The organism is Gemmata palustris, from assembly GCF_017939745.1.
In the GTDB taxonomy this organism is placed as follows: Bacteria; Planctomycetota; Planctomycetia; order Gemmatales; family Gemmataceae; genus Gemmata; species Gemmata palustris.
The window spans coordinates 5,247,848-5,270,793 of sequence record NZ_JAGKQQ010000001.1; the positions used below are offsets into that span (position 1 = coordinate 5,247,848).

11 protein-coding genes are annotated in these 22,946 nt (G+C 66.1%); 10 read left to right on the top strand and 1 reads right to left on the bottom strand.

Annotated features, from left to right (window positions below):
* Nucleotides 1-613: 613 nt before the first annotated feature.
* From J8F10_RS21580 to J8F10_RS21610, 7 genes are all read left to right on the top strand, one after another.
* Complete coding sequence (locus J8F10_RS21580) at nucleotides 614-7,951, top strand: sacsin N-terminal ATP-binding-like domain-containing protein (protein WP_210657306.1); 7,338 nt, start codon at nucleotides 614-616, stop codon at nucleotides 7,949-7,951.
* Nucleotides 7,948-10,650, top strand: a complete 2,703-nt coding sequence (locus J8F10_RS21585; protein ID WP_210657308.1) for a DEAD/DEAH box helicase — start codon at nucleotides 7,948-7,950, stop codon at nucleotides 10,648-10,650. The genes J8F10_RS21580 and J8F10_RS21585 overlap by 4 nt, the downstream gene beginning before the upstream one ends.
* Before the next feature lie 20 nt (nucleotides 10,651-10,670).
* Nucleotides 10,671-14,639, top strand: coding sequence for an AAA family ATPase (locus J8F10_RS21590; RefSeq protein ID WP_210657311.1), 3,969 nt, complete (start codon nucleotides 10,671-10,673; stop codon nucleotides 14,637-14,639).
* A 161-nt stretch (nucleotides 14,640-14,800) separates the two neighbouring features.
* The gene (locus J8F10_RS21595; RefSeq protein ID WP_210657313.1) at nucleotides 14,801-16,009 is read left to right on the top strand and encodes a hypothetical protein; all 1,209 of its coding nucleotides are present in this window, start codon (nucleotides 14,801-14,803) and stop codon (nucleotides 16,007-16,009) included.
* On the top strand, nucleotides 16,009-16,404 hold the full coding sequence (locus J8F10_RS21600; RefSeq protein ID WP_210657315.1) for a hypothetical protein: 396 nt from the start codon (nucleotides 16,009-16,011) through the stop codon (nucleotides 16,402-16,404). The genes J8F10_RS21595 and J8F10_RS21600 overlap by 1 nt, the downstream gene beginning before the upstream one ends.
* A complete protein-coding gene (locus J8F10_RS21605) occupies nucleotides 16,389-16,973 on the top strand; it encodes a hypothetical protein (protein WP_210657317.1) in 585 nt (194 codons plus the stop codon). Before J8F10_RS21600 ends, J8F10_RS21605 begins: the two co-directional genes overlap by 16 nt.
* The gene (locus tag J8F10_RS21610; RefSeq protein WP_210657319.1) at nucleotides 16,963-17,172 is read left to right on the top strand and encodes a hypothetical protein; all 210 of its coding nucleotides are present in this window, start codon (nucleotides 16,963-16,965) and stop codon (nucleotides 17,170-17,172) included. Before J8F10_RS21605 ends, J8F10_RS21610 begins: the two co-directional genes overlap by 11 nt.
* Nucleotides 17,173-17,348: 176 nt before the next feature.
* On the opposite strand, the gene J8F10_RS21615 is transcribed toward J8F10_RS21610, so the two are convergent.
* Complete coding sequence (locus J8F10_RS21615; protein WP_210657321.1) at nucleotides 17,349-19,703, bottom strand: SUMF1/EgtB/PvdO family nonheme iron enzyme; 2,355 nt, start codon at nucleotides 19,701-19,703, stop codon at nucleotides 17,349-17,351.
* Between the two features lie 409 nt (nucleotides 19,704-20,112).
* Between J8F10_RS21615 and J8F10_RS21620 the strand changes: the two genes are divergently transcribed.
* From J8F10_RS21620 to J8F10_RS21630, 3 genes are all read left to right on the top strand, one after another.
* The gene (locus J8F10_RS21620; RefSeq protein ID WP_210657323.1) at nucleotides 20,113-20,793 is read left to right on the top strand and encodes a tyrosine-type recombinase/integrase; all 681 of its coding nucleotides are present in this window, start codon (nucleotides 20,113-20,115) and stop codon (nucleotides 20,791-20,793) included.
* A gap of 262 nt (nucleotides 20,794-21,055) precedes the next feature.
* A complete protein-coding gene (locus tag J8F10_RS21625) occupies nucleotides 21,056-22,342 on the top strand; it encodes an IS701 family transposase (protein WP_210657325.1) in 1,287 nt (428 codons plus the stop codon).
* A gap of 42 nt (nucleotides 22,343-22,384) precedes the next feature.
* Nucleotides 22,385-22,855 (top strand): SMI1/KNR4 family protein, encoded by a 471-nt coding sequence (locus J8F10_RS21630; RefSeq protein ID WP_210657328.1) that lies wholly within the window; start codon nucleotides 22,385-22,387, stop codon nucleotides 22,853-22,855.
* Nucleotides 22,856-22,946 lie beyond the last annotated feature (91 nt).

A 22,946-nucleotide genomic window follows, 5' to 3' on the forward strand; every position in this document is an offset into this window, starting at 1 on the left:
GAGGCGAATCATGGTCCCGCCGGATGCGGATCTTCGCTGAAGCTCATTTGGCCGGTTCGAGTTCGAGATGATGCCAAAACGCACCGAACCGCTGCCGCGACAACTGCCCAGGCGCCTGACGGGCGGCCAGCTGTGGTTTGGTTGGTCGGGTTTCCGACAGGAGGAACACCTTGACCGGTACGGCACCCGGCGGCTCGGTGCCTGTTCCTCCCCGAGCACGCCTGACCAGCCTCGCCAGCAGACACGTTTCGGCACCCAGCCTTCATCTCGACCCTGCGATAAAAGGGGAGCGGACGCCATTGATCAGAAATCCGAAGGCGATGGAGGTGAGTTTCGAGCGGCTCTCCGGTCCGGTGTGCGTAACCCGCGGGGTGACAGCAACCTGGTACGAGGGGGCCACATGCCACACGCACGCCGATCGATATGACGTTGTACGTGGTTTCAAAATGCAGACCACAATGCACGGGCAACTGGCAACAGAATCTATCCTGACAATAGTTCATCTTGAAGAATCTGCCGACTGGCAGTGCGTTCGCGACCCCGGACTTGAGCTTCCGTTACACTCGGGCGGTCCGTCGGAACAGATTTCGGGAACATAAGATCGGAGCGCGCCATGCCCAAAGCCCTTGCCCTTGAGTCTAACCCGTTCGGGCGGATTAACGAACTCCGTTCGCTCCTGTCGGACCGCTACTCCCGGACCGCCATCCTGAAGGAGTGGCTGCAGAACGCTGACGACGCAGGGGCGACGGCCGTCCTCGTCGCGTCCGTCGTGACCCCGTCCGGCTGTGCCCACGAACTGTTGAAGGCGGGTTCGTCGGCGGTGGTCGTGCTGAATGACGGCAAGTTCGACGCCACGGACTCGGCCGCCATCCGCCAGTTCGGGCTGAATAACAAGTCCGGCGACGGGGCGGCCATTGGCAAGTTCGGTTTGGGGCTGAAGAGCGTGTTCCATCTGTGCGAAGCGTTCTTCTTCCTCTCGCCGACGCCTACCGCAGGCGACCCGGGTGGCGAATTCAACAATTTGGTTAGCCCGTGGTCCGGCACCGCCCACCACGCCCACTGGGGGGACGTGGACCCGGCCGACCTGGATCGATTGAAGGCGCACCTCGCGCCGGCCTGCCGCCGGTTGGGAGAGCGATGGTTCGCCCTCTGGCTGCCCCTCCGCCGCCGTGATTACACCCACACCGCCCGCATCTTAAACGAGCCGCACGACCGTCCGCCGAGCGAGCTATTGGCCCCACCGGACGTAATTCACCTCGCCCCCGCCGGGGCGTTGCTCAAGCAACTGAGTCGCGTGGAACTGTGGGACGGGATGCCCGCTGACGACGACCGGCCGGCGCAACGGTGGGAGTTGCTCACGCCGGGTGGCCGCACCCACTACCGGGCGTGGGCACCGCCGAACGCGCCGCCCGCGACGACGCTGGCGACTCAGGCCGGCGAGTGCGATGACGGGGACGGGCGGGCGAGTTATGCGCTGGTGGAAGCGTGGCGAAATGAGAAGTGGGCGAACGATGCACAACGGCATTCCGGGTGGCCGTCACGGTTCGACCTGGAAGGCCGCCCTCAACCGGACAAGGCCCAGCCCCACGCGGCAGTCGTCCTCACCCGCCGGCACGGGCGGGAGGGCGGCCTGTTGCACGACGCGCCGGCCGTGTTCCTGCCGCTCACGGACGGGGCGTCGTGCAACAGGCCGCCGGCGGACGTGGAGTTCCTGCTCCTCCGCCACGGCTGCTTCTTCGTCGACTCCGGGCGCGGCGGTGTGTACGCCGGCGACGGGGTGCGGGGCATGTGGAACAAGGAGCTGATGCGGGACGGCGTCCTCCCTCTCGTCGTTCCGGCGGTCGCCGAACTCGCGGGGGTGTGCGACCCCGCAGCGAAGCAGCGGCTGACCGCAGCCGTTCAGAACTGGATGAAGGACAACGACCGCACTGACGTGTGCCGTGACGCCGGCTGGGGTTACCGCTGGCGGCCTGACGGCTCTTGCTGGGGGTTGATTCCGAACAACGTTCGGGTACTCGAAATCCCTGCGTTCGCCGACGAGGCCCTGCCAGCGCGGGTGCTGCCGGGGCTCGCTGAGCTGGCCGACGACTACGCCCTGATCCCGGCGACCGAGCCGCGTTTGCTCGCTCGCGACCCGGAGCCGTGGCCGGACGACGTGCTCGGGCAGGTGCTGGCGGTCCCGGAGGCCCGCCAACTTCTCGACGGGGACGCGCTCGGTTACCTTGTTGAATTCGTGGCCGTCAACCGTCGCCAGTTCGGCGAGTCCGCCCGGCAGTCGCTCGCCGACGCCCTCCGTCGGGTGTTCGCCGTGGCGAGCAACGGCGAACTGGCGGAACATAAGGACCGCCTCGTCCGGCTCGTCGGCGAAATCCCGCCCGACCGCCGCCGCCGCCTCTCCCTCGGCGGCAACTGGCCGGCGAAAACCCGGCAAGCCGTCTGCGGCGTCTCCGCCGTTCTGATCGTGCCCGACGGATTCGACCCCGCACACGCGCCGGGCGTCGGCCTGTTCGCCACCCCCGACGCCGTGGGGGTGCTGAAACTACTGGCGGTGGACATGTCGGTGGGCCGGAACACCAACCCGGCCGCCGAGGTGATCGACGCCTTGGCCGAACCCGCGGCCATGCGCGACGCCACGGCCGATTTGACCCTGTGGAAGGTGCAGTGCCCCGAGCCGGACGAGAAGCGAGATACGGACGAACTGCGGTCACTGGCAGACCTGCGAAGCGCCCTGAACTCCCAGAGCCTGTTCGTCGGCCCGCTGAACGACGAACTCCGGGAACTGGCCGCGGCGGTGCGAACCCGGCTGGCCGTCCTCGCCGGGGACACGGCCTGCACGCTCTTCACCCAAACGCTCCCACCCCGCGGCGACGCAGGTGGGATACTCGTTCATCTGGAGACCGCCCCCGACCTCCGGGTTCCAGAAGCCCGGGTGCCCCTCCTCAGCCGAATGATGCGCGCGACCGGAGACGAGTCCTTCAGCACCCACCGGCGGTGGGCGGTCCGTTACCTGCTCCACGCCAACCGCGAGTTGCCCGCAAAGGACGACCTGTACCTACCGGCCGCCCTACCGGCTGGTGAGGCAGCGGTGATCGGGCGCTTGGCGGAGGCCGTGTTGGCACGGCGGAATCGCGCGGATCATGTACTCCGATCAGCAGAGCTTGCCAAATCGCTCACCGAGCTACAGCGCGGCGAGTACGGCTTGGTGACGCTCGACTGGGAAGGCCTCGCGCGACTGTTGAAAGACGAACAAATCACGCCAGACCTGGCGTTCGACGATGCGGAGCGGGACGCGCTGCTGGACGGGCTGCGTAATCACAAACATGCAATCCGGCTGCTGCCGCTCCACGACCGCGTGGGCGGCGGGCGTGTGAGCTTGGCCGACAACTGCTTCTGGAACGTCGATAAGCGCGTCGAACTCGGCACGCTGAGAGATGTTGTTACGCTGTTGAACCCACACCAAACAAAACCCGCTCTCGCTACCATCCAGCTCGAAGCGGGCGGGAAAAAGCTGACACACCGCGACGTGGTGGACCTGGCGACCACGAACGACGCGGCCAAGCACTGGGACACGCTGCTGACGGCGATGGCCTCCGTCGGAACGCTCGGCGGAGAGCAAGTGAAGCAGTTGGCCGCTCGCCCGTGGCTGCCCCTCGCCCTCGCTGAAGGTCGGTTCGTCCAGCCGGACCATGTGCTCCACGACGAGCACCTCGACAGCGAGATCGCCGCAGCGGTCAAGCGGGTGGCGCTGGCGGCCGACGGTCCAGTCCCGGTGGGGCGCCTCGACCCGGAGGTCCGCCAACACCGCGGCTTTGCCGAGTGCGCCCGGCAGCTTTTCCCCAACCGCGCACAGATACTGTCGAAGCTCGGCGGGTTGCTCGGCCGCGACCCCCAATTCCAGGTCGGCCGCATCGACGACCTCTCGGAATGGTGCGAGGCGTTCCGCACCGCGTCGCCGCAGGTCATGGCTGCGGCCCCGCTTTTGGCCCAGGCCAAGCGGCACGCACTGGACGAGTGCCGGTCCCGCCTCCTACCGAGTCTGGACCGGACGCCGCCAATCGCCCGTCTCGAAGAAATCCTGGCCCACCTCCGCAAACGGTTCGGGCAGACCGATGGCGGCGAGCGCCGGGTAGTCGAGCGTGTCCACAACGGCTACCTCCGGCTGCTCGCGGCCCAGCCCGATGAGGCGCGGGCGGTACTGCAGCGGCTGAAGTTGCTGAACCAGAATGGTGCGTGGGTGGAGGCAACCAAGTTGTGCATCGCCGCCGGCATCGACCAGGCGGATGCCCTGGATGCGATCCAGGCCGCCATCCTCGTCGGGGTGGCCAGGCGGCAAGCACCGAAGTCCAAGCTCAAAGCCACCCAAGAGGACTCCCCCAAGGAGGTGAAGTCCCGGCTCGAAGTCGAGTTCGTGAATTCGGCCGAAGCGTTGCGGAAATTCTTCGACCCGTGGCGGAAGGCCGACGAGCAACTCGCCCAGTGGGTCGGGGCGTTCGTCGCCCTCCTGGGCAGTTGCGACCTGTACAAGGAATACGGCGAGAAGTGCCTGGGCGATCAGAAGAAGTCGGTCGAGAAGATCTGGCACGAGACCGGGATGACCGCCGACGCCCGGCGGATGAGCCGCCAGCGGTTCCTGATCGAGTTGACTGCAGTGAAGGGCAACGTGCCGGTCGTGAATCTGCTCGGTGAGCCGTTCTCGGCCCGCGCGGCGACGGACGTGTCGCACTTCCTGTTCGGGTATGAGATCGAACCATTCGCGACAAAGCTCGCAGACTGGGATGTTCATCACCTTCACCTGCGTGTGGTCGACCCAATGCGGGCAACGAACCCGGACGAGTTGGGGAGGCTGCGGCGGCTGCTCGAAGGCACGGCCGAGCGCATCCTGAGTGAGGTGTACAGCGAGCGGAATGCCTCGCTCAAGCCAGTCCTGGACACGCTCACCCAGGGCGATCTGGCGGACGTGAGGATCGCCCAGGCTGAGTTGCTCGACGCCGCCGGCCATTACCTCCGCACGCTCGGGCTCATCCCCGAGTTGAAGCCGGTGCTCGACAAGTACCAGGAGGCAGCTCGGCGGCGGGCTGAAGAGAGTGAGGCCGGACAGGGGAACCGGAAGCTGGAGGGCGCGTCGGCGGACGAACTCGCGAGAGACGCGCACAAGGCCCTCCGCGATGTGCTCACGACCGACGGTCTGGCTCGCGGAAAAATCCTTGCCGGTCTTCGGGTGCGTTTGCGTGAGAAGGGTTACCGGCCGGGGTCGGTGCTGTTCGAACTCTTCCAGAACGCCGACGACGCGTACTCCGAACTCGGGGGCGCCACATCCGCCCGGTTCGGGGTGAGCTGTGCCGCCGGCGTCCTCGCGGTCGCGCACGCCGGCCGGCGGATCAACCACACCGTCACCCCCGGCCGCGGGCAGGACCGTGACCTGAGCAAGATGTTGGCCCTCCACCATTCGGACAAGGGTGCAGAGGCGGCCGTAACAGGACGGTTCGGGCTGGGGTTTAAGAGCGTGTTCCTGGCGTCCGACCAGCCACGGGTCGTGAGCGGGCGGCTGGCGTTCGAGGTTCTTGGCGGTGTCTTCCCCAAGTCGCTGCCACAAATCGACACTGTTCCCCTGCGGGACCGGACGGGGGAACACGGCCTGCCGGCCGCGAACGCCACCGTGTTCGAACTAAATTTGGTCGACGGAGTCGAAGGCGAGGTGCTAGGCCCCTTCCGCCGCCTGGCCCACCTGCTGCTCGTGTTCGCCCGCCGCATCAGGGAGGTTCGTGCGGACGGGCAGGTTATCACCTGGGTCGAGCGTGAGGTCGTTGCCACCCCGGCGGGGCGGGTGGTGGTCGGCCGGCTGGACACCGACACGGGTCCGCGGCGGGCGGTGGTCGTCCGCTGCGGCGAGCGGGGCGACGTGCTGTTCGGGCTGAGCGACGACGGGTTCGTGGCGATGCCAGACGACGTTCCGAGCGTGTGGGTAACGGCCCCGACCGCCGAGGAACACCGCCTCGGCTATCTGGCGAACGCGCGCGCCCTGCCCATCGACATCGGGCGGAGCCAGGTCGCCTGGGCGCACCCCGACACCGGGCAGGCGCTACATGAGCTGGCGGAAGTGGTGGGAGAAGCCCTCGTCGCGCTTTTCGACGCCGGGGTGGCGAGTCTGGAGGTGTCCGCCGACGCGGAGGTAGTGTGGCGGTCGTTCTGGGGGGTGGCAAGAGCGAAGGGTGTGCGTGGGGATCTGCGGGACGGGCTGATGTGGGCTCCGCACGGGGCCGCCCGCCGTCTGTTCTCTGACAGGAAGACGCTGCCGACCGGGCTGGACGCGACAGTCTACAGCGACCTGACAAGCCTGACCGCCGTCCGCGGGGTCGTGGCTGGCGTCATGGATCAGCAGACGGACGTGTTTCGCATGGTGGCCGGGTGGGAGACTTTTCGGGCCACTCACCCGCCGGGGTCTCTGGTCGCAGCCTCGCAGATGGGCGACCTCCTGCCGGAGTTGCCCCGCATCGACCTTGCTACGGCCACAGGGCTGGAGATGGCAACGCCGTTCGTTGAACCGTCCCTCGCGGCGACGTTGGGGCGAGTCCTCAGCCGGGATCGGCTGAACAAGTTGTCCGACCGCGGCGGCGAGATCGAACGGGTTAAGGAATCACTGAAAGTCGCCCAGTTCCGCAATGCGGCCGGCGCGTGGGTGTTCTCCACCGAACTCGTCGCAGTCGGGGCGAAGAGCGAGGAGGGGCTGCGGGCCGGATTCGCCCCGCCCGACCGCGTGCTCTCCGCGGACTACACCGGCCCAGCCGTGGAGTTCTTCCAAGCGTGCCGCGGCGACATGCAGGCCGGCGTGGAGGTGCTGGAAGGATGGGTACACAAGGCCGACACGGAGGAGAGACGGAGTGCTGCCCTGCGTTACCTGGCCCAGGGCGAACTGCGCCAGCAGCTCCTGTTGCGATTGCGAAACTCCCGCTCTAATTGGACGTGGCTGAAAGCACTCTCCCGCGAGCAGATGCAGGCCGCCGGGCTGAACGAACTCGAACAGGCGCAACTGACGGCCGCGACCAACTCGTCGACCACCTCTGTCGTGCCCACGCGACCCCAGCCGCCCGCGGCCAGCCGAGTGTTGGAACGGATTGCCTCGTGGTGGGAGAAGAATCAAACCACTGAACTAAAGGACTACTACGGCCGCATCTACCCCGGTGGTAGTCGCCCGGCGATCACCGCCGATGGCTTGCTGAACGACGCGGCCGTCCGCAAGGAGTGGCTGAAGCTGTTCATCACCGGGGCCGTCCAGACCATCGGCCGCGTGAAGCCGGAGCAGAACCGCGCCTTCCTCCGCCTGTGCGAGCGGGAGGAGTGGCTGCGGGTGCTGGGCGATCCGCGTGGCGGGCCGAAGGAGTGGCTGATGACAGTAGAGCGATACGTGGACAACCCCAAGAATCACACGAACAGCATCCGGTACTTCCACTGGTTGCGGCACTTCGTCGGCGTCGACACCATCGCCCGGCACCTGGACGCCTACGCGACCTCGTTCCTGAGCGTCGGCCGATTCAAGACGAAGTTCACGCCGCATAAGGTGTTGACCAGCCGCGGCAGCACCGAGTTCCAGTTCGGCGGCCCGGACGCCCCGACGCTCGCGCCGATCCTCGGCATCGGCGCCAGCTTCGTCCTCCGCGAGCTGGTGCGGTCGAACGTGGTGACAAGGGCCGACGTTTACCCGTACTGCTTCCCGCCCACGCGGGCTTTGCGATGGCGTCTAGAGGCGCTGGGTTGGCTGGACGACGCCAAGGCACCTCCGGCTGACCGCTCGCGGTCCATCCACGAGTTCCTCGAAGAACATCACCCGACGGACACGGCTTTCGGTGGGGCCTTCGACATCCCGCTGCTGACTTGTCCCGAAGAATTGTTCTATCCGTCGTCCACGACCGGCGTGAGTACGACGCCCTCGCTATTCCCCGGAGGTAGCAAGTGAGCGATTCATTCACCCGCGGCGACCGTGTCCACCACCCCAAGTTCGGCATCGGAGAGGTGCGGTTCGACGACCGCGAAACGGTAGGGGTCCGGTTCGAGCACGGGCTGGAAGAGTGCCCCGCCGCACAACTCCAGCGGCTCGACTCGTTCGCCGCCGCCCTCGCCCGCCCGGACCTCGACCCGCCGGCGGAGGTGATCGTCCGCGCGCTCGGTGACGCCGTGCGGTCGGTGAACGACGCCTGGGGGGTGTTCTCACGCTCGCGGATCGCGCTGCTGCCGCACCAGCTGTGGGTCTGCCGGCAGGTGAACCGCGACCGCCCGGCCCGCTGGCTGGTGGCCGACGACGTGGGCCTGGGCAAGACCATTGAGGCCGGACTGATCCTGATGCCTCTGCTGTCGTCCGGCGAGGTGCGACGGCTGCTCGTGCTCTGCCCGGCGAGCCTCGTTGGGCAGTGGCAGTACCGGCTGCGGACCATGTTCGACATCCGGCTGACGGCCTACTCGCCGGACGCCGACACCCCGAAGGCCGACTTCTGGAACACCCAGAACCAGGTTGTGGCGTCGGTGCAGACCCTCCGCGCCGACAAGGACGGAAAGCACGGGCGGCACAAGCGGTTGCAGGAGGCCGAGCCGTGGGACATGGTGGTGGTAGACGAGGCCCACCACCTGAACGCCGACGCGGACGCCGGCCCCACACTCGGGTACACGTTGGTCGAGAAGCTGTCCGCCGCCGGCCGCATCAAGTCGATGGTGTTCTTCTCCGGCACCCCACACCGCGGCAAGGACTTCGGCTTCCTCGCCCTGCTCAAGCTGCTCCGCCCCGACCTGTTCGACACCCGCCGCCCTCTGAGCGAGCAGCTCGGCCACCTGCCGCGGGTGATGATCCGCAACAACAAGCAGCAGGTGACCGACCTGGCCGGCGACCGCCTGTTCCAGGAGCCGCTGGTCCGCTCCGAGACGTACGCGTACTCGCCCACCGAGACCGCCTTCTACCACATGTTGAGCGAGTTCATCCTTACCGGGAAGGCGTACGCCGGCACGCTCGGCCAGGGCGAGGGGCGGGCGGTGATGCTGGTGCTGATCGCCATGCAGAAGCTGGCGTCCAGCTCGGTGGCGGCCATCCGGCGGGCGGTCCGCGGGCGGCTGGAGAGGACGACCGGCGGGCGGGAGGCGCTCCGGGAGATCCAGGACCAGTTGGCCAAACTCCGCGGCGAGATGGACGCGGACGACGACGAGGTAAACGCCCTGGAGGAGCAGGCGGTGGCCGTGTCCACCCAACTGCGCCTGATGGACGACGAACTGCCGCGACTGAGGGAGTTGCTCGCAGCGGCCGACGCCGTTACCGACGAGACCAAAATCAACAAGATCCTTGAACTGGTCGATGGCCCGTTCGGCGGCCGATCAGTCCTGTTCTTCACCGAGTACAAGGCGACCCAATCCCTGCTGCTGTCGCGGCTGCTGCGGCGGTTCGGTCCCGACTCGGCCACCTTCATCAACGGCGACGAGCGGGCGGACGAGGTGGACGACGGCACCGGCCCCCGCACCCTGGTCGAACCCCGCGAGCGGGCGGCCGAGCGGTTCACAGGCGGGCAGGTACGGTTCCTTGTCTCCACCGAGGCCGGGGGCGAGGGGATCGACCTCCAGGCCAACTGCTCCAGCTTGATCCACGTCGACCTCCCGTGGAACCCGATGCGGCTCCACCAACGGGTCGGGCGGCTGAACCGCTACGGGCAGACCCGCCGGGTGGAGGTGTTCACGGTCCGCAACCCGGACACCGTCGAGGCCCGCATCTGGGACCACCTGAACGCCAAAATCGAGCGGATCAGCACCGCCCTGCGGCAGGTGATGGCCGACCCGGAGGACGTGCTCCAACTGGTCCTCGGCATGGCCTCCCCCGCCCTGTTCCGCGACCTGTTCGCCTCGGCCGCCGAGGTGAAGCCGGAATCGCTCGGCGACTGGTTCGACACCCGCACGGCGACGTTCGGCGGCCAGGACGCGCTCACCGCCGCCCGCGGGCTGGGCATGCACGTGGCGCGGTTCGACTTCCGGCGGGCGTCCGCACTCGTGCCCCGGATCGACCTGCCGGCCCTGAAGCCGTTCTTCAAGCTGATGCTCCAATTGAACCAGCGCAAAGTGAAGGACGATGAGACCGGCCTGTCGTTCCTCACCCCGGACAAGTGGCAGACCGAACCGGGGGTCGCACGCGAGTACGCCGGTATGCTGTTCGACCGCTCGGCGGGCACGAGGGAATCGACCCTCGGCGTGGGGCACAAGCTGGTGGACCAGGCCGTCGCCCAGGCCCGCGGGCAGACCGCGAGCGTCGGGCCGGTGCTCGCCGAGTTGCTCCCCCACCCGCTGGCGGTGTTCCGCATCACCGACCGGGTCACCGGCGGGGGCGGGGTGGTGCGGGCGGTGACGGCGGCGGTGGACGTGACGGCCGACGGGTTCGTTCTCGTTCGCGATTGGGAACTGGTGGTCCGGCTGAACGCGATCATCACCGACCGTGACCCGCGGCGATTCCGATTACAAGCGATGACAGACCCCGCGGAGACGGCCGTTCGGGCCGAGGCGGCGCGGGTGTGGCTGAACGCTCACCTGACCGACCTCGACCCGCCGTTCCAGGTGCCGGAGGTTACGCTGACGTGCCTCCTGCTACCCGGCGTCCGCACCGCCTCGGACGCTCCGACCACTGACGAGTAAACCTCACCAACGAGTGCCCCATGCCCCCGAGCGCCCCCGCCGTCGCCGCCCCGATCCGCCACCTGTCGATCCGCGTGCCCTGGCACGACGCCGGCTGGGCCGGCACCGTGTGCGACGACCCGACCGCCAACACCGCCTGCCTGGTGCTCAAGCGGATCGGGGCGGAGCGGGACGACGCGGCCGAGCAGACCGCCCGCGGCAAGCCCCTGACCGTGCTGTCGGAACAGGATTTGCCGTGCTGCGCCAGCGAGCGGGGGTTCTTCATGGCACCGTTCGAACTGACTCGGACGAAGACCCACCCTTACGCCGAATGGTCGGACCAGCACGCACACTTCCGCCCGACCCCGTTCCGCCACCCGCCGTACTCGGCCGACGTGGTGCCGTTCCGCTGGATGTTCAAGCCCGAGCGGTGGACGGACCCGAAGAAGCCGAACGAGCCGGACTTCCGCGATTACCTGCGACTCGACCTCGACCCGGTCCGTGAGCCGGAATTGAAGATGAAATCGGACATCTGGATGCAGCAGCGGGACAATCACCTGGCCTCGCTCGACGCCTTCTTTGCCCCGGTCCGCCCGGATCAGTCGCTCTGCTTCTTCTACGCCAAGCGGACGCCGCTCTCGGACGACCCGCGGCGAGTGATCGTCGGCGTCGGGCGGGTGAAGCACGTCGGCGATGCCCACGAGTACGCCTACGGCGTGCCGGCGGCCAAGGCCCCGCTGCGGTCCATGCTGTGGGAGCGGATGGTGCAGCACACCATCCGCCCGCGGGGGAAGGACGGGGCAGACGGGTTCGACGGCGGGTTCCTCCTGCCCTACCACCAGGCCCTCGCACACGCGGCGGCGCACCCGGAATTCGACCCGGCGGCGGTGCTGGCGTTCGCCCCCGACGACCGGCGGGACGAGTTCAGCTACGTGAGCGAGCAGGTGTCGCACGACGCCGCCATCGGCGGGCTGCTCGCCTGTGCCGCCGCACTGCGGGAGGCGGCGAAACACTTGCCGGGGCCGTGGGACCGCTACCAGAAGTGGATCGACTTCGAGCTGGCCCGGCTGTGGACCCTCCGCGGCCCGTGCCCCGGTCTGGGGGCGGCGTTGACCGCGTTCGGCATCGAACTGGGCACGCTGGTCGCCCACGCCCTGGCCCCGCAGGTCGGCGACAACGTCGATCCGTGGCCGGTGGTGGAGAAGATGTTCGACTCCCCGACCAAACTGCTCCCTGCCCCGCTCGCCAAGCAGATCGACAAGGACACGCGGGCGGAGTGGAAGGGGTTACCGGCCGACCGACGCGGCCTGCTCAAACTGCTCAGCCGGTTCGAGTTGTCGCCGGAGCAGGCGGCAGTGCTGTACGAACCGTCCGAGCGGCATCCGGCGGGGATCGACTGCACCGACGCCGACATCCTTGACAACCCGTACCGGCTGTTCGAGGCCACCCGACTGACCGCCCGCCCGATCAGTCTGTCCACCGTGGACCGCGGGGTGTTCCCCGATCCGGTGGTGGCCGACAAGCACCCGCTGCCCGAGCGGACCCGCCTGGACACCGGCACCGACGTCCGGCGGGTGCGGGCGTGGGTGGTGCAGACGCTCGAAGAGGCGGCCGGCAACGGCGACACGCTGTTGCCGCGAGACGAGATCATCGCTGCCGTCCGCGGCCGCGAGTTGCGGCCGGGCTGCCAGGTCACCACCGACCGCATGACCCTGGCCGAGAAGTCGTTCGCCCCGGAGGTGGACGTGGCGCCGCTGCACGACGGACAGGCGGCGTTTCAGCTTCGCCGCATGAAGGAGTGCGGAGCGGTCATCCGCACGGCGGTCGAGAAGCGGACGAAGGGGAAACCGCACGCCGTCGCGGCCGACTGGCCGGCCGTTCTTGCAACCGCCCTCGGCCCGGTGAACCCGGGCGACGCACGTGACGTTCGGGCTCGGCAGGAGAAAGCGGCGGCGCTCGGTGTGCTGGCGACCGCCCGGTTCGCCGTCCTCATCGGTCCGGCCGGCACCGGCAAGACCACCCTACTCGCCGCCCTGTGCGGGCAACCGGACGTGGCTGACGGCGGGGTGCTGCTGCTCGCCCCCACCGGCAAGGCACGGGTGCGGATGCAGCAGGCGGCCAAGCAGAAGAACCTGAATCTGTCCGGGCAAACGGTGGCCGGGTTCCTACTCGACTCAGGGCGATACTACCCGGACACCGGGCGTTATCGGCTACTCGGCAAAACCGGCTCGGCGGTGGCGGACACGGTGATCGTGGACGAAGCCTCCATGCTCACCGAGGAGATGCTGGCGGCGGTGCTGGAGGCGGTGGGCGGGGCGAAGCGGGTGATCCTGGTGGGCGACCACCGCCAACTCCCGCCCATCGGGGCCGGGCGGCCGTTCGCCGACATCGTGGTACGGTTGGCCCCGGCAGGGGTAGAGTTCGCCTTTCCGCGGGTCGGGCCGGGGTACGCGGAACTGACGGTGCGGATGCGGCAACAGGACAAGACCGGCAGGGCGGCGGCGGACGTGCGTCTGGCCGGCTGGTTTGCCGGCGGCGACCCAGGCCCCGGCGAGGACGACCTGTTCGCCCAGTTGAACACGTTCGGCCCGACGGACCGGCTCCAAGTGTTCTCCTGGCGGACGCCGGACGAATGTCACCAACTCCTGATGACGGTGCTCCAGGCCGAACTGAAGCTGACCGGACCGGACGACCAACTCGCCTTCGACAAGTCGCTCGGCGGGGCCGAGTCGGGCGGGCTGTGTTACTTCAACCGCTCGTGGGAGAGGGACGAAAAGAAGGGCGGGGTGTGGGACGCGGCTGAGCGGTGGCAGGTGCTCAGCCCGGTGCGGGGGCAGCCGCACGGGGTGGCCGGGCTGAACCGACTCATCCACGACGCCCTCCGCCGGCGGAACGTGGAGTTCGCCCGCCAACGGTTCCGCAAAACACCCGAGCCGCTCGGCCCGGAGAACATCGTCTACGGGGACAAGGTGATTCAGGTGCGGAACCAGCGGCGGTACTGGGAAGTGTACCCGGACGAGGGGTGCTTGAAGTACGTAGCGAACGGAGAGATCGGGCTGGCCGTCGGGCAGTTCAAGGGCCCCCAGGCGAAGTACAAGGGGTTCCCGTGGAAACTGGAGGTGGAGTTCACCTCGCAGCCGGGGTTCACCTACGGGTACACCGACCGCGACTTCGGCGAAGAGGGAGAAGCCCCGATCGAGCTGGCCTACGCGCTCACCGTGCACAAGGCGCAGGGGAGCGAGTTCGGCACGGTGATCGTGGTACTACCCGACCCGTGCCGGGTCCTCTCCCGCGAGCTGCTGTACACCGCCCTCACCCGCCAGAAGGACCGCGTGGTGCTGCTGGTCCAGGGCGACCCGGCCTTCCTCCGCCGGTACGCCGCCGCCGAACACTCGGCAACCGCTCGGCGGCTGACCAACCTCTTCGCCCCGCCCGCCCCGGTGGTGGTCCGCCAGGTGCGGTTCGACGACCGGCACATCCACCGCACCGCCCGCGGCGAACTGGTCATGTCCAAGTCGGAGGTGATCATCGCCAACGAACTTCTCCGGCTGAAGGTCGAGTACGCCTACGAGAAACCGCTGCGGTTCGGGAGCGCGGAGCGGTTCCCGGACTTCACCATCGACGACCCGGTGAGCGGAGTGACGGTGTACTGGGAACACTGCGGGATGCTGGCCGACGACGGCTACCGGGAGCGTTGGGAGGCGAAACAGAAGTGGTATCGGGCGAACGGCGTCCTGCCCATTGAGGAAGGCGGTGGACCGAACGGCACGCTTGTGGTGACCGATGACGACCCGAAAACCGGATTCGATTCGACACGGGTCACCGAGATCGTCACGCGACTCGGCTTAGTGACTGTCCCATATGCCTCGAAATCGCCGTATTTTCGAGTTGTCACCCACGATTTCTCAGGCTTTTTCGCACATATGGGACAGTCACTTAACACTTTAAATTGTGTCGAGGGTCATGTGGACTCAGACCCACGTGCTGGACAAGGCTGGAGGCTGGCTTAGTGACTGTCCCATATGCCTCGAAATCGCCGTATTTTCGAGTTGTCACCCACGATTTCTCAGGCTTTTTCGCACATATGGGACAGTCACTTAGTCGGAAGTTCGCAGATAACATCAGACACGTTGTGATCGTAGGCCGGGACTGAGCTGAATAGGGAGCTATTGTGGCAACACTTCTCTTCGTCCACGGTACCGGAGTCCGGAAGAACACGTACGCCCGATCACTCGCGTTCGTCGAGAAGCAAGTCGCGGCGTGGCTACCGGGGGTCCGGGTCGCCACCTGCCTTTGGGGCGAGGAGTGCGGGGCGAAGCTGCGATCAGACGGTGCGTCCGTCCCGAACTATCGGCGGACGCTGGCCGTGGATGCGGTTTCCAACGATGACCGCGAACTTGCACTCTGGGTCCTCCTTTACCAGGACCCGTTATTCGAACTGCGGGCGATCGCGACGGGGAGTGCCGCATCCTCCGGGTTCATGCCTAACAGGCAGTCGCCCGGAGCAGATCTCGCCGACGCATGCCGAAAGGTCGACCCTGAGGAACACCCGGATCTAGCCGCGGCGCTGGTCGATCTCGGCTTTGGAGAACTCGAGTTCTCCACGGCGCGCACGGCCATCCTGGATGCGGGGGCGTGCCGTGAGTGCCTAGCAAAGGTCCAGGCAACGCTGGAACCACAGAGAACCGCGCTAGCGCGTGCGATCATCGCCCGGATGGTCGCCGACAGTCGCGACCGCGAAGAGGATGCGGGCTGCTTGAACGCGGAGGCGCGAGACTTAGCCGTCAAAGCACTGGCCGACCTCCTCGCCCCCGGCCACCTCGGGCTTGGCGCGTGGGTCGGAACGCAACTGCTCGGGCTGGCCGCGAAAGTTGCCTCGTACCCGATCCAAAGGAAGCGCGGGGCTCTGACCAATGCGACGTTCCCGGCAGCGGGCGACGTACTGAGGTATCAGGCCCGCGGCGGCGAGTTCCACGCGTACATCCGCGCACGGCTCAACGAAATCCAGGATGATACTATCATCCTTGCTCACAGCCTAGGGGGTATAGCGTCATTCGAGTTACTCGCGACGGAACCCTTTCCAAACGTGAAACTCCTCGCCACAGTGGGTTCGCAGGCGCCGTTTCTGTACGAGATCGACGCACTGGCGGGCCTGCGGCACGGTCAGTCGTTACCGGAGTTCTTCCCAAAGTGGGTGAACGTCTATGATCCGAAAGACCTCCTTGCCTACGTTGGAGAGGGCGTCTTCCATGGTCGGGTCAAGGACGAGGAGGTCTACAACCGGCAGCCGTTCCCGGAAGCCCACAGTGCATACTGGTCAAACCCCCGGACGTGGAAGGTCGTGGCCGAGCACTGGCGAGCCGCCACAGGAGTTCCGTAATGTCCGCCCAAGTTGATCCAAAGAAGGTCTACGCGGTCGTTGTCGGGATCGAGAAGTACGACGAGGAACCGTCTTGGAATGTCCCCGGCCCTTCGACCGCCGCACGCCGCTTCACGAAACTCCTCCGCGACCGCGGGGTTCCGGCCGAAAACATTCGCCTCTATCTCGCTCCGATTGACGATAACATGGTTCCCGAATCCGACGTGACGCCGATGCGGCCGAGCATGCGATCGAAGACACGTTTTCCACAGAACTACCGTTGCGAGCGGGGGAGTTGTTATTCGTTTATTGGTCGGGCCACGGGTTTCTTGCACCGGACGGGCGACGACGGCTCTTCTACTCGAACGCAAAGCCTCGAAACCTCCGGAACTTGGATCTTATGGACCTCCTCCTGAAACTACGTTGTGAGGAGTACCTGCCTTTCACCAGACAAGTCGTACTTGTGGACGCATGCGCCAACATCGTTGCCCGCGCCGGCGAGCCCGCGTTAGTGCCTACCGAGCAGTGGGCGAAAGGGGAGGTCGTCGCAGGGCAGTTACAGTACACGCTGTGCGCCGCGAGCGATGGGCAGTTCGCAATCCCCTACGAGGAGCATCGCCACGGGGGGTTCAGCCGCGAGCTGTTCGACGCACTGGAGGCCGCACCGGCCATCTTTCCACCCGAGATGGACGAACTCTATTTGACACTCGCCACCCGCTTCGACACGTTGGTGCGGGCGGGAAAAACGAAACAGACTCCGACCCGCATCTACCACCGTGATTGGGGCGGCACGGAAAACGATTACTCACCCCGCGACCCGCGGCAGACGCTGGAAGAGGCTATGGCAGCGTACAAGCGGACGATCGACGTGGCATGGCGCGGGGGGCGTGACGAGTCTGGAAACCCTCTGTGTGATGAACACGGCCGCCCCCGTGGAAAGTGGATCGAAGTCGAAACTCACCCCGACTTCCGAGATGACTCGTAGTCTGAAATCCGACCGCCGTGCCGGTCTCCTGGTCGGTCAACCGCTGTGGGTGGCCGACCAGGCAGCGAGCGACAAGGATGAGTTGTGGGACCGGGTGCTGGACGAACTGGTCGAGGTCAAGTTCCGGCCCGACCTGCTCTTGGGGTTCGGTTCGTCCGCCAGATCGGCCTGCCGGGCGTCTCCCTCGCCGCCTGAGTAAGTGCGGTAGCCGGCGGTACGAGTAGGCTTGGCCGACTTCCGGCCCTTCTCTCGAGCCTGTTGCTCCCGGCAGTCAGGGGGGCGGACGAACATCCGTGGCTTGTTCATCCCGCCAGGGTACGACATCGGTCGGATTCGCAGACAGTCAGCATCGAGCCCTTACTAGGGCGGAGCAGATCATTCTCCCTGTTGATTGGCGATCTGATCCGCGGCCAGCCGGAACCCAATTGTCATGTACGCTCCGGAAGCTTCGTCCTTGTTCCGGCCAGCCGACCGGGTGTCCCTCGGAAGGTCGTTCCAGCACCCCCCGCGGCACACGCGAACTCGTGACTGAGGCGAAGCCGTGTCGCACCATTCGTAAACATTACCATGCATGTCGTACAGGCCATACATATTGGCTTTGAGCCCACCCACCGGGTGTGTCGAGCCGCTGTGGGACTCGCCAAACCACGCGTAGTCTCGCAGCGTGCGGGGGTCGTTTCCGCAGCACCACAGGTCGGTCGACCCAGCCCGGCAGGCGTACTCCCACTCCAGTTCCATCGGGAGGCGGTACCCGCACCATGCGGCAAAACACCAGGAATCGTACCAAGTGACATTGACCACCGGGCAGCGGTCATCGAGGTTCTTTCCCCTCAACGCCAGGGCATGCTTCAGACGGGTGAAGCAGCCCCACTCGTCCAGCTCCCCCCACCGCATCGCCCGGTGTTCTGGGTCGAAGGTCTCGTACATCTCGTTCGTCACCGCGTACTGATGTATCTGAAATGCCCTAACGCGTCTCTCCCCGACGGCTTTCACTCGCGGGCCCGCGGCGGAAGGGCACACGCCAGCGGGTATGTCCCGGAACCCATGTTCGATCTCGCGGTGAATCCGCTGCTCGCTTTTCGAGGCCCGCGATAGGGCCTCGAACGATTCCCGCCACCGATCGATTACGGCGGGAAACCGGTTACGCATATGCCGGAAGCTGAGGTAGATCATCCGGCGGTGCCACTGTACCCACTCGTGCTTACCCGTGACCTTCTGTGGGGGCGTGTAACACGGTGCAAGGGTGGCGTGCCAGGTGTCCCTATCCACGACCGCGTCCGGCAACTCCGCCACGAAGGTCCAGAACTCGTCGAAGTCGCTCAGTCGCTCCCCCTCGTCCCCGACGACCCATCGCTCCATCTGTTTGCGGTCTCCCACGGTCGCGAAATTCACAGCCCAGTATGCGGCGAAGAAAGCCTGCACCGTGCGGTCGTGCCAAATGATCCCCTTATTTCCGACTTCGCGGAACAGCAGGAAGTCGAGTGCATGGGTGTTCATCTGCATCAGGAGGTCGAAGTCATTCTGGTAATCTGCCCGCGACCCCAGTCCCGCTGTGACGAGCCGCCTGCCAACCGCCTCCTGGAAATGTGGCAGTTCCACCTCCGTGACTCCCACCGTGTTCGGTGCCGGCGGTCCGTCGTGCGATTTGGCACAGAACATCTCAAACGCGATCGCCCCCAGCAGCGCGGCCACCCGGCGGACCCGGGCCTGGTAATTCCCGCGGCCCGGCTTTTCCCCGTCACGTAGCCCGATTCGCTCGGCCGCTCCGACCAGCCCTGATGCGATCAATCCCCGGCGGTTCGTCCGGTCGTCGGCACCTGGCACGAGTGCCTTGGGATCCACGTACTCGCCCGGTTCAAAGTAAGCTAACGTGTACACATCGGCTGCCGTCTGCAGCCCAAGCTCGAGGATGGCCTCCAGCGGCTCCCGCTCCTTCGACCGGGCTGTGTCTACCGCCCTCTGGAGCAGCCCAGCCACCAGCCGAAGCTGACGCGGAACGGTGAGCAGCCCGCGCCCCCCAGAGGGAATAGCGTGGTACCAGTCGCCGCCGGCCTGCAGAGTTAGGTAAGTCCGAATGTCCGCTGGGTCCAGCGGCTCGACGCGCAGGAATCTCCACTCTGGTGACCCAAACAGTTCCCAGGAGGTGTCGAATGCGTGCGGCCGACCAGCCACCCACACTGGGCAGCCACGCCACCCAGCGGACTTGAGCAGCGCATCCAGCACGGATGGAATTCCAGGACGGGAGAAGGCGTGATCGAGCCCATCAATTAATAACGTGACCCGGCTCGCTGCCTGAAGCCGTTCGACTTCCCGCCGGTACGCGGCGGGGGGGTGGCCGCCGACAGACCGGCTTATCGCGGACGAGATGTAGTCCAGGATCGCCCCCGGAGCGTCGTACTCTCGTTCAAGCAGATCTAGGCCGCCGGGAGTATCGAGACGGATAAGGACGGGGAGTTGGCTCGATCCTCTGCTCACGCCAAGGTGAGCTTCGACCCACTGGAGGTTGGTCGTCTTCCCCAGCCCCGCATCGCAGACGAGTGCGACCCGCAGGGGTGGATCGGCACCTGCCGATCGGTCGAGAACTGCACGACGCGTAATAGCACCCCACCAACTTTCTGTTGGGGCACCGCAGACGGCTCGCTGGCGATCCTCGGGATGCGTTTCGGTGTCGAGCTCTGACAGTCGTTGACCGAGAAGAAACGGTAGTGGCTTCGTCGTGGGCGAATTCATGCCGACCTCGTGTTTACTGGCCACCTACGGACACGCCCTGTCAAGCATGCGTGCATGGCGAGTGCGGTCGTCATCTCTGGGAGACTTCGCCTCGTGGTCGTGTATTGGGTTGTACTGGATCTGTACTGGCTTTCGTCGTGCGGTACTGCGAAAACATGCTCCGAATTGCGCTGATTTGCGCGCCTTGCTTCGGTGCCCACTGTGTGGTAAACTGCTTCAATTCTAAGGCGATTCAGGTAGATCGGCGCGACGGGTCGGGTTGCTTCGGGACCAAGAGGTCGTAGGTTCAAATCCTATCAACCCGACTGGTTTTTCTGCTGCAAGTGCCTGTGACTTGCAGCAAAAGTTGCAGCAACCCGAGGCATGAACTTTCGGAAACCCGCGTTCCTGGGTAGCCGGAGGGCATTTCATGCCTCGTAAGCCTTTCATTCGCGCGTTCGACGGGTGGTGGTACGCCCAAATTTCCGTCGGCAGCAAGCGCAAGCAGGTCAAACTCGTCAAAGGGAAAGAAAACGAACGGGAGGCGTACCGCACCTTCTGTCCCCTCGTCGCCGACGAGGGCCAAGTCAACCCAGCCACAGCAAATCAGTCCGTCGCAACTGTCTGTGATTTCTTCCTCGATGCCAGCCGGCGGGCGCACAAACCGGATACGTTCGAGTGGCACCGGTATTACCTCCAGAGCTTTTGCGACCGCTTCGGGCGCCTGATGACGGCCGATGTGAAGTCGTACCACGTCACCAAATGGCTCGACGCGCACCCCGACTGGAAGAACTCCCGGCGCCACGCCATCGGGGTTCTGAAGCGGGCGTTCAATTGGGCCGAGGAGCAGGGGTACATCACCGCCAACCCGATCCGCGGGGTGAAGAAGCCCCGGGGCGGGAAGCGACAGCGGATTCTGGCCCCCGAGGAGCGTCAGCAGATTCTCGACGCGATCCCCGACGAATCGTTCCGCCAGTTCGTGTTCGCGATGCAGGAGACCGGGTGCCGTCCGGGTGAGGTGGCGGCGGTCACGGTCGGGCAAGTGACCCAACGGTTTGGCCCCGCCTCGTCCTCAGCCCGTGTGAAGGACGAGGCGGGGCCAAACCGTTGAGAGCAGACGAGGCCGGACGAACCCCACCGGCCCTTCACATCGTGGATCGACTTCCGTCGCCCTACTCCCAGACGGATCCTCGAATAAACTGTCATCCCAATCCAGCGCTGCACGTTTACTCCGCCGAGCGCTGCGCTTTTACTCCGCCATCAGCAATCGATTCCGGGTTCGCGATACGGGCAGTGGCCAACATCCTCAACCATTAACAGTACAGCGCAGGTTTTGCGGCGTTCCGTAAGTTAATCATCGGGGAGGACTACCGATGACCGAGCAGGAGATCGTCGCGCTCGGCCCGGCGTTCGCTGCGTACCTTCGACGGTTCCGAGGGCATTTCGGCCAAGAGCGAACGGCCGAGCACTTCAACGCCTATTGCCGCGGGCTCCTGTCCGACCTGCCCCGCAAGAGTGTTGAACCGATCGCCTTGGCCGCGGGGACCGCGGTGCGGACCCTTCAGGCGTTCCTGGCCACCGCCCGGTGGGACCATGGCGCCGCCCGCGACAACCTCCAGAAGCACATCGGGGCGGTCATTGCGGACCTGCCGACCGAACCTATGGGCACGGTCGGGGTGATCGACGAGACCAGTTGCCGCAAGTGGGGCGACCACACGCCGGGTGTCCAGCGCCAGTACCTGGGGTGCGTGGGCAAGGTCGATAATGGCATCGTGACGGTCCACATCGGAGTCACGAAAGGAACGTTCCAGGCCCTGCTGGACGCCGACCTGTTCGTCCCCGAGTCGTGGGACGCGGATCGGGATCGGTGTGAACAGGCGGGCATCCCCGATGATGTCGGGCACCAGACCAAGTGGCGGCTGGCGGTGGACCAGTGGCTCCGCGCGACCGGTAACGGGGTAGCGTTCGACTGGCTGACGTTCGACGAGGGGTACGGCGCCGCGGTCCCGTTCCTCCGGTTCCTGAGCCTGGTGAATCAACAGTTCGTGGCCGAGGTGCCGGTGAGCTTCGCTGTTCGAGACAAGGCCGGCGATCCGGCCCGCCGAGCGGACGCCCGGTTGACCGAGGCGCTCGCCCGGAACGGCAAGCGGCATCGCATCGCCCACCGAACCGTGCGCGCGTCGTTCTGGCGGGCGGTGACCGCGTCCGTGTGGGTCGCCGACCGAGAGCACACATTGGTCGCGACAATAAACGAAGCGACCGGAGAGACCAAGTACTTCCTGACCAACGCGACGACGGCATCTGTGGCGCGCGTCCTGGCTGTGGCGTTCCGCCGGTGGACCGTGGAGCACGGGTTCCGCCTGGGCAAGCAAGAAGCCGGGCTCCTGGACTACGAGGGCCGGGACTACACCGGGTTGGTTCGGCACCTGACCCTGGCCCTGCTCGTCCTGGGGTTCGTCGCCACCTGCACGGAGCGGCTGCGGGGGGAAAAACCCCGAGGTTACGGCGGAACAGGTGTGCCGGGCGCTGAACCAGCGGTGCGCGGTCATGTTCCGTCGGCGGCGGGGCGTGCCCGACGTACGACACACCAGCAACGTCATCTGCTACCACCAGACGCGCAACGCCCGAGCCGCCAAGTCCCACAAGAAGCAGCGGCATAGGCGGGTCGTCTGAGCCGGTGACTCGGCGGAGGTGAGGGACATATGGAGGACGTCGCGAGCCTGCTCGCTCGGATGCAGGAGTTGGAACCGGAGGTACACGTCTACGGGCCAGCCAGCGAGGAGCCGATCGGTCAACTGGAGGCCGCGTTCGGATGCCCGATGCCACCGAGCTATCGGGCGTTCTTGGCGCAGTTCGGTGGGTTCAGCATTATCGACTCGTCGTACTCGGGGATCATCCGGGGCAGGACCGACGCCTGCCGGGGGTGGGCATGGACCGATACCCTGTACGCCCGAAATTGGTGCCAACTCCCGACCCATTACTTGGTCGTGCAGCCGGACGAGGACGGCTTCAAGTGCCTGGACTTCAGCCGCACCACGCCGGACGGTGAGCACCCAGTGGTCTACCACATGCCGTTCCGCGAGACACCATTCAACGAGATGGCTCCAAGCTACGTGGCGTGGCTCATCGAGGACTTGCAGGCCATGATCGACGCCTGGACTGAGGACGTATGACGATCTCTCTCAACGGAAACCGGCGCTGTACTGTTAACCACTTCCTGAAAGGCAGAGATAATAATCACAATTATTTACATATTATAAATAA

What these genes read in the sequence shown, in the direction of transcription:
- J8F10_RS21625 (WP_210657325.1), top strand. Translation starts at nt 21,056, where the DNA reads ATGACCGAGCAGGAGATCGTCGCGCTCGGCCCGGCGTTCGCTGCGTAC.
- J8F10_RS21580 (WP_210657306.1), top strand. Translation starts at nt 614, where the DNA reads ATGCCCAAAGCCCTTGCCCTTGAGTCTAACCCGTTCGGGCGGATTAAC.
- J8F10_RS21600 (WP_210657315.1), top strand. Translation starts at nt 16,009, where the DNA reads ATGTCCGCCCAAGTTGATCCAAAGAAGGTCTACGCGGTCGTTGTCGGG.
- J8F10_RS21620 (WP_210657323.1), top strand. Translation starts at nt 20,113, where the DNA reads ATGCCTCGTAAGCCTTTCATTCGCGCGTTCGACGGGTGGTGGTACGCC.
- J8F10_RS21610 (WP_210657319.1), top strand. Translation starts at nt 16,963, where the DNA reads ATGACTCGTAGTCTGAAATCCGACCGCCGTGCCGGTCTCCTGGTCGGT.
- J8F10_RS21605 (WP_210657317.1), top strand. Translation starts at nt 16,389, where the DNA reads ATGGACCTCCTCCTGAAACTACGTTGTGAGGAGTACCTGCCTTTCACC.
- J8F10_RS21630 (WP_210657328.1), top strand. Translation starts at nt 22,385, where the DNA reads ATGGAGGACGTCGCGAGCCTGCTCGCTCGGATGCAGGAGTTGGAACCG.
- J8F10_RS21590 (WP_210657311.1), top strand. Translation starts at nt 10,671, where the DNA reads ATGCCCCCGAGCGCCCCCGCCGTCGCCGCCCCGATCCGCCACCTGTCG.
- J8F10_RS21615 (WP_210657321.1), bottom strand. Translation starts at nt 19,703, where the DNA reads ATGAATTCGCCCACGACGAAGCCACTACCGTTTCTTCTCGGTCAACGA.